Source organism: Microvirga tunisiensis, assembly GCF_009296175.1.
Taxonomy (GTDB): Bacteria; Pseudomonadota; Alphaproteobacteria; order Rhizobiales; family Beijerinckiaceae; genus Microvirga; species Microvirga tunisiensis.
Genome location: NZ_VOSK01000292.1, coordinates 1 through 7,651 on the forward strand (window position 1 = coordinate 1; position 7,651 = coordinate 7,651).

Sequence of the window (7,651 nt, forward strand, 5' to 3'; positions counted from 1 at the left end):
ATCTCCGCCGTGAACTGCCGACCTTTGAGCAGCCCCTTGTTATTTTGCTTCACTGTCAGCCCCACTCGCCACCCTCATGTCGTAGCTCAGGCAGGGCAAGTTTCAAAGCTGCAACAGATCCACGGCACCTGTCCATTCGCAACGGATCCGAGAAGCGGACAGCTAGCACGCCTCTTCCGGTTGCGGCGGAATGACGACTTGGCGCCGATCGTGACAAATCATATTTGCCCACAACTTGAGGCACCTATGGTGCAAAAACCGGTCGGGAATGCCTACAGCCAAGCGAGTGGCGAGTTGTCGTAGCGGTGCAGCAGATCCTCCGGGCCGTGATAGATCGCGATGCATCCGGCATCCCTCAACGCCTGCCCGGTAAATCCTCCCGAAAGAACTCCGATGGATTTTATCTGCGCCCTGCGCGCTGCCTCCGCATCATAAGGTGTATCCCCAACCACCACAGCTTCGTCGCAACTGAGCCCTTGGAGTTTCGCGAGAGCCGCCTGGAAGATGTCAGGGAAGGGCTTTGAGCGCTCCGCATCGTCCGAGGAAGTGTCGGAGTCGATGAGGTCAGCGATATTGGCAATCTCCTTGTACTGCTCGACCTCGTCCGCGTTGCCGGAGGATGCCAACACTGCTCGCTGACCTACGGCGCGAATGCGCTCGAAGAGTTCACGAACACCGGGAAAGGCCCGCACCTGCGGCATATAACGGTGCCTGAACAGATCAGCACGGAAGTCCTTTATCTCCTCCCCGCGCTGCTCGATTACTTCGGGCGGCAGAAGCCCGTGCAGGATCTGGTCGCTGCCCTTGCCGATCTGTGAGCGCAGATCCTGAAAGGCGATCTCGTGGCCAAAATGCTTGAGCGCCTCGACCCAGGCTTTGGCATGAAGATCGACGGAGTCGATGAGAGTGCCGTCGATGTCGAAGAGAACTGCTTTGATCATATGAAACAGGCCCAGTACTCTCTGGTTTCATCCATGCTTAAGTTTGAAGAACAGGATCGTGCCCGCGAGCATGAGCGTGACACCGTTTGCGGCAATGATGGGAACTTCACTTTTCAAAAAGCCATAGGTCAGCCACAGGGCGAGGCCGGTGATGAGCACCAGAAACATCTTGAGTGAGATGTCCTTGGTCGACCGCGTGCGCCAGACCCTGACCACCTGCGGGATATAAGCCGAGGTTGTGCATATCGCGGCCGCGTAGCCGATATAGTCCATCAAAGCCATAGGGAGAGGGCCCTTGCATTAGAGGCTTCTAACGGAGTCGATTGCCCTGATGTTCCTGCGCCATTCCATATGTCTGTTACGCGATAGGAACAGCAGGTCCTGCTCCGGCGTTGGCGCGCGACGCAAGGCGAGGTGTGACATTCATGGCCGTCAGCACAGATTACATATTGGGGAGACTTCGGGCACGTCCCAATAAGATCGCAGCACCTCCCACTGTCATGCCCGGCCGCCGTCCCTTGGGGCTCGACAGCCAGCGCGACGGTGCCTTCCTGGTGCCGGCCGGGCTTGATCCAGCAAGGCCTGCCCCGCTCATCGTGGCGCTTCATGGTGCAGGCGGGATCGCCATGCAACTTCTCGATCTCATGGCGGTGCAGGCGGAGAGTCATGGTGTGATCGTCCTGGCGCCCGAATCCCGCGGCTCGACCTGGGACATGATCCAGGGCGGCTACGGTCCCGATGTTGCCTTTATCGACAGAGCTCTGGCGAAGATTTTTCAGCTCCATCCCATCGATCCTTCCCGCGTCGCGCTCTCCGGGTTTTCGGACGGTGCGTCCTATGGCCTGTCACTGGGTGTTATCAACGGCGAACTGTTTGATCACATCTTTGCCTTTTCGCCAGGCTTCATGGCGCCGACGAGCACAGCCGACACGCCGCAGATCTTCGTGTCCCACGGAATTCACGACGAGGTCCTGCCCATCGATCCCTGCAGCCGCAGGATCGTTCCGGCCCTCAGGCAGGCGGGCTACGACGTGGAGTATCACGAGTTCGAGGGCGGCCATGTCGTTCCGCCGGACATGGTCGAGCGCGCCGTGGTGCGCTTCCTTGCGTGACGCCTTTGCACGTTCCGCCAGAATGGCGCGCGGCCGCGCAGCATGTTCGCCGTCATGCCCTCCGCAGGGTTCTCGTGGTCGGAGAGAAGGACACTGGCAAGAGCACGTTCTGTCGCCTTCTTGTGGAGGAACTGACACGGTCAGGCCGCAGCAGCGCTCTTCTCGATACCGATGTTGGCCAGAAGATCGTCGGCCCTCCGGCCTGCGTGACCATGGCCAATGCGAACGGAGTGTCGCTCGCTTTTGTAGGCAGCACCAATCCCGTTCTCGGCTGGTCGCGTCTTGTCGAAGGCACACGCCATCTAGCTCAACAGGCGACCGCGGATTATTTGATCGTCAACACGAGCGGGCTCCTGGCGGGACCAGGTCGTCGCCTGAAAGCGGCCAAGATCGATGCGCTCCGGCCGGATCTGCTGATCGGTGTCGGTGAAGGACAGGCTCTTGAGGCAATCGCGCATGAGGCCTCGATCCTGCCGACCCTTTGCGTCCCATCTTCACCGGAAGCACGACGCAAGGCGGACAGGGAGCGGCGCACAGCCCGTCGGGCAGCCTTCCAGCAGTATTTCTTACAATCCGGGGTGCTGAAGCTCAAAACCGGGATGCTCTCACCTTCTGCGACGCCTCGGCCCGCTAGGCTCCTGCTCGGCTTATCCGGCGGAGCCGGCCATGATCTCGGACTGGGCTTGCTTCTCAACCACGCCGAGAGCGACGTCCTCGAAGTGCTGTCACCGGTTGCTGAAGATGAGGTCGTGCAGGTGCTCCCTGGCTTGTTAATCCTCGACGAGGATTTCGCCGAGGAACATCTTCCGGCACGTCCTCGAAGAATATCCTATTAGCTTGGGCCTACACTTGGCGCAGTAGGAAATGTGGTCTGCCTCCTGAAAAGTGATCCTCCCTGAAGTATGGCTTATGAGCCGAAGGAGGACTGAAGATGGGCAAGACGAGGCACACGGCTGAAGAGATCGTCGCGAAGCTGCAGCGTGGCGCACGATGGGCTTTCAAAGCCTGAACGGGACAGTGCCCCGGCTGAGGCGCTGTCATACCTCAACCAGGGCGTCAGCGGAGGAGGATATCTCCGCACTTTGTTCGGGCTGATACGCAACGCGCCCGGTGAGAGCATCCTGCCTGGACAAGGTAAACAAGGGGTATCTAGTTGGGGCACCCCAGCTAAAGGCCGCACTACCAAACCATCAGCCAAGGCACTAATCGCTACCCTGGTGTACATAATCGTAGAAGTCCGTATCTATCGAAACGAACCTGGAACCAGAACGGTGCGGTTCCGAAGACGATCAAGAGCATCACCATGCCTACCGATCGGTGCTCCGTGTCATGTTCCCTTGGGGTGGACTCGAACGATCCTGGCAGGGCGTGCCCCTAGGCAAGCCGGCTCGCCGTGCTTAAGCTTCAGTGATACGTGACACGGCGCAGGAGCAGTCGGAATGGTGATGAAGAAGCAGATCCTTGCGATTGAGGACGTCTATGTGCCTGTGAAGCGGCGGCAAACCTTGGACCGGCAGAAGGTCGAGACTTTGGCCGAGAGCATGATGGAAAAGGGGCAGGAAGCCCCCATTCTCGTGCGGGCTGACGGTCAACGGTTCGTGCTGGTGGAAGGCTTGCATCGGCTGGAGGCGTGCAGGGCTCTGGGAGAGACAAGCGTGCCAGCCTACTTGGTGCAGGCTCGCAAGCACTAATCTGGGACAATTCCCGCGTAGATCCCTCCCCAGCTTTGGTGTGGGGCAGTACATCACGATAGAGCTTGCCTTCACGTGAATGGGCAGAGGTCAGAAGGGCCATACTCAATGACGAAAGATTGACGCAAACAGGCTCCTCTAGCCAAGCGCCAGTGGCAAGACTCGGATGAGGCCCGCGAGGCATAGCTGGTCGACAATGCCCCGGCTTAAAAGGGCACGATGCCACGCTGTACAGAGCCTTCCTCCGGATTGGAGAGGATGCGCTGTCCCGTCATCCAGATCTCACTCCGGACGACATCGCCGCGGTGGAAGCTGCGGAGGCCGCCCTCCCGTCCAGGAAGAGGACGGAAGCTCAACTGCGTCGAAGCTTCGTGCCTACGAGCAGTTCATCTTCCAGCGCGATCAGGCGCAGCCGCAAGCGCTTCGTTCAGCGGCATCAGCGGGCATGGAACAGAGCCAACCCGATCCCCTTGACATGGAAGCTCAAGCGAACCCTCACGACAGAGTTCATGAAGGCTCGCAAGCAGTGACAGCCGGAGGCACACCGCATTGAGGGCAGCGCTCAAGTGCCCGTTGCCATGAGTCATCCATCGCTGCCAATATGGCGATTCTTCCGAAGTTTAATCAATGAGCGGAGAGAGCATCAAGCGGGAGAACCTGCAGCGCTCGTCCAGAGGTATCAACAATCTCCAACCGCCATCCCAGCCACTCGTCTGAGCTTGCGGGCGCCTGAGCGCGAAGCTCCTCGACAGCTTCCATCGCGGAGACCACGGCCGACTGGATACTGGAAGCTTCAATGCCCTCTTCATCACGGATCATGTCATCGCCGTCCGTGAGGTTGAAGTAATAGCGCGCTGGAACCGAACAAGCCGGTGCGGCCCCTGTCCAGGCATCAGCCGGCGGTACGCCGGTGCCGAGACCCCCACTGGACACGAGCTTGCCTTTGACAATGGTTGTCACGTTCTGGGCCGCCTTACTGGACTACCGAGTGTGAGATGTTTGCGAGATCGACCCAGCCAGTGCAGGTTGGGAGTTCGGGGATGAGGTAGGCGCGGCTTCCTTCAACGCTCTCAACCCGGCACGCGTAGGTTCGCTGGTCTCCCGGAGGACGGTACAGGACCAGACTGCCAGCAGAGACGGTACCGCGGGAAACAGCCTCCGGGTTGGCTGTCGCGTTCGGTTCGAGTGAATCACCTGCATCGGGAGCGATGTCTTGCTGGCCTGCCCGCACGCGGTCGAGGGCAGAGATGGCGAGACGGGCGCGGTCCCGATAACGCTCCATAACGAGCTTCACAGGACCTTGCTCTTTTCCTGAATGCCAGGAGATCCCGCCAGCCTTCGCAAGCTCGGCAGCGACAGCCTCTACTTCATCCTCTGTCATGTGCCCCCGGCTAGATTTGTTCACTAGCGTTAAGTTCCAGCGGTCCTTTCCTGTTCCGCACGACAAAAGTTGCAGCCTGCAGCTAAAGTCCCTGCTTTAGGAGTGTTTGCTCAAGCGTCTGGTCGAGGGCCATCCAAAGAACGGTCGAACAGACGCTGATCCCGTGGCTATGAGGTCATTCGAGCACTCGTGCAACTCGACGAGACTACAGGCATCGCCACGAAAGGAGCGACTTCCATGCGCCTGGCGCGGGGGTGCCCCGCGCAAGGAGAAGAGCCAAGTTCACGCAAGATTCAGCGGTGTCGGTTCACCGTGCATGCGCAGAGCGCGTGAAGCCCCATGCTCTCGCCGAGATCCTCCCAGCACCCATGAGCCCTCCTCCTTCTATCTCCGCCGTAGCGGATTGTCCCCCTGTCGCAGAACGCGTCCCTGAGATCCCGACCCCGAGGACCGGCGCTCCTGCCAGGGATGCGACCTTCGCCGCCATCGGCCTGGCCCTTCTATCGACCATCTTCTTCGCCATGGGCGATGTTGCCGCGAAGGTCCTGACAGGCACGCTGCCGGCGATCGAAGTCGCCTGGCTGCGCTATCTCATCTTCTGCCTGGTGGTCGTGCCAACGGTGTTCGTCGCACGCGGCGCGAGGGTGATGCACACGCCGCGCCTGCGCCTGCAGATCATCCGGGCGCTGGCCGTGGCTGGCTCAGCCGTGCTTTTCATCCTTGGACTAGGGCACCTCCAGGTCGCCGAGGCGACAGCGATCAATTTCATCTCGCCGATCTTCATCACCGCCCTCTCGATCCCACTTCTTGGCGAGAAAGTGGGCATCCGGCGCTGGGCCGCCGCGGCGGTCGGCTTCCTTGGCGTGATGCTCGTGGTCCAGCCCGGCGGCGCAGCCTTCCAGGTCGCCGCGCTGCTGCCGATCGGCGCGGCGCTCGCCTGGGCCGTGGCCGCCATCGCCACCCGCCTGATGAGCTTAGAACGGCCCGAGGCGACCCTGGCATGGTCGGCGGTGATCGGGCTGATTGCCTTGACCGCCTTCGTGCCGTTCCATTGGCGCACCCCCACCGCGGGGGAGATCGGCTTGGCCGTCCTGATGGGCACCTTCTCGACTACGGGCCATTGGCTCATCATCCTGGCCTACCACAAGGCCGCAGCGTCCACCATCGCCCCATTCTCCTACGTCCAGCTCCTGTTCGCCGGGCTGCTCGGATTCGGCATCTTCGGCACCGTGCCAGGAGCCATGACCCTCGTCGGCGGGCTCGTTATCGCGGCGAGCGGCCTCTACACGGCCCACCGGGAGCGCATCAGAGCCCGAGAGGCGAGGCTTGCCGCCGCCGGGATCTACCGCTCTTAAACTGCGGTTCACGGCACCTGATGGCTCTGATCGAGAGGCTTGATGCGACGGAACGCTCGGAGATGCGGGCAAGCCAGCACTCAGATCCGGCCAGGAGCCCGGGAGGCCAGTGTATCCGTGCCACTCCCTGGGGCTCGTCGACAGTTGTCGTTGATACGCAGCTGAGGTGAAGTTGGGCGCAGTTCCCAGGAGGGGGTCAGCACAAGAGGAGTTCCCAATGACACGGTAACGTAGTGCGTAGCAAGAACTTGATCTCTTCAGTCGACCGAGAGGCCTCTCGGTCGACTGAATACAGGTCGGATCTAGGGGTTTGAGCCATTATCCGGGGCAGAAGACCTGATAGCGAAGGGGACTGCTCTCCAAGGTGTCGTCGGTGAGAGAGTGGCGGTGTCCGGAGAGGTTCGACAAAGCAGTTAGCCCAACAGTTTCAATCGGGTACCAGATCGACGCGAGTATCATCTGGGTTCACATTGCGGATCAAACCTTAAGCCGCGTCACGAAGGTTGCCTATCCGTTCGCACTAAACGTGTCATTGAGCACAGCTCTTGTTCTGCCCCCACACCTCAAGGCGATCACCCTATCATCGTCACGCGACCGATCCAGAAGCCGGAAGTGTCACGCACGACAGGTGTGGTTCGGCGGCGTGGCGGCCGCCTGGCGCCCGTTGCCGAGTGTTTCCTCGAGATGCTCCTGGGAACATGGAAAGACGCGACCTAGCGCAAGAGCCAAACCGAAATGCGAGGCTCTTCCGAAAGAAGTCCAGCAAAGAAGCTTCAGCCCATCGACGCCGGATGGCGGTACCCCATAAGCTCGGCCACACCGAACGTAAGACCAATATTGTACCGGACGGCAACCACGGCTCAATGGATTCCGGTCAGTTGAGATGCGGAGAGCCGCGCCTGCCTTGCCGCGCGGGAAGCGAGTTGCACGATGGAACCTCGCTGTTGCGGATGCGCTTCAGCAGGAGGTGCGGGACAGATTGCACTCGGAGGGCGGTTGACGCGCGACGGGTATGGCCTGGTTCCTCCCTCCCTTGGCCGCAATAAAGGCTTCGTCCCGGATATCTCATGAACCCGACCCAAGCCCCAGTTTCCCTCGTGTCGCTGTTTCTCGTGTTCTTCCGCGTGGGGCTCTTCAGCTTCGGCGGCGGTCTCTCGGGCTGGATCTACCG

General features: G+C 60.6%; 8 protein-coding genes. 4 read left to right on the forward strand and 4 right to left on the reverse strand.

Features of this window, described 5'->3' with window-relative positions; genetic code table 11:
- Positions 1-272: 272 nt before the first annotated feature.
- A complete protein-coding gene (locus tag FS320_RS34140; protein WP_152716837.1) occupies positions 273-941 on the reverse strand; it encodes an HAD family hydrolase in 669 nt (222 codons plus the stop codon).
- A gap of 27 nt (positions 942-968) precedes the next feature.
- Positions 969-1,214: a SemiSWEET transporter gene (locus tag FS320_RS34145; protein ID WP_202882928.1), complete on the reverse strand. Its 246-nt coding sequence runs from the start codon at positions 1,212-1,214 to the stop codon at positions 969-971.
- A 227-nt stretch (positions 1,215-1,441) separates the two neighbouring features.
- On the opposite strand from FS320_RS34145, the gene FS320_RS34150 reads away from it, so the two are divergent.
- From FS320_RS34150 to FS320_RS34160, 3 genes are all read left to right on the forward strand, one after another.
- On the forward strand, positions 1,442-2,053 hold the full coding sequence (locus FS320_RS34150) for an alpha/beta hydrolase (RefSeq protein WP_244627563.1): 612 nt from the start codon (positions 1,442-1,444) through the stop codon (positions 2,051-2,053).
- Positions 2,050-2,889, forward strand: coding sequence for a Clp1/GlmU family protein (locus FS320_RS34155; RefSeq protein ID WP_152716840.1), 840 nt, complete (start codon positions 2,050-2,052; stop codon positions 2,887-2,889). Before FS320_RS34150 ends, FS320_RS34155 begins: the two co-directional genes overlap by 4 nt.
- 603 nt (positions 2,890-3,492) lie before the next feature.
- A complete protein-coding gene (locus FS320_RS34160) occupies positions 3,493-3,744 on the forward strand; it encodes a ParB N-terminal domain-containing protein (RefSeq protein WP_152716841.1) in 252 nt (83 codons plus the stop codon).
- 624 nt (positions 3,745-4,368) lie between these two features.
- Here FS320_RS34160 and FS320_RS34170 read toward each other — a convergent pair.
- Both FS320_RS34170 and FS320_RS34175 read right to left on the reverse strand, forming a co-directional pair.
- On the reverse strand, positions 4,369-4,704 hold the full coding sequence (locus tag FS320_RS34170) for a DUF6894 family protein (RefSeq protein WP_162003428.1): 336 nt from the start codon (positions 4,702-4,704) through the stop codon (positions 4,369-4,371).
- A 13-nt stretch (positions 4,705-4,717) separates the two neighbouring features.
- The gene (locus tag FS320_RS34175; protein WP_152716842.1) at positions 4,718-5,125 is read right to left on the reverse strand and encodes a hypothetical protein; all 408 of its coding nucleotides are present in this window, start codon (positions 5,123-5,125) and stop codon (positions 4,718-4,720) included.
- A gap of 299 nt (positions 5,126-5,424) precedes the next feature.
- Here FS320_RS34175 and FS320_RS34180 point away from each other — a divergent pair, with 299 nt between their 5' ends.
- Positions 5,425-6,480 (forward strand): EamA family transporter, encoded by a 1,056-nt coding sequence (locus tag FS320_RS34180; RefSeq protein WP_152716843.1) that lies wholly within the window; start codon positions 5,425-5,427, stop codon positions 6,478-6,480.
- Positions 6,481-7,651: the final 1,171 nt, after the last annotated feature.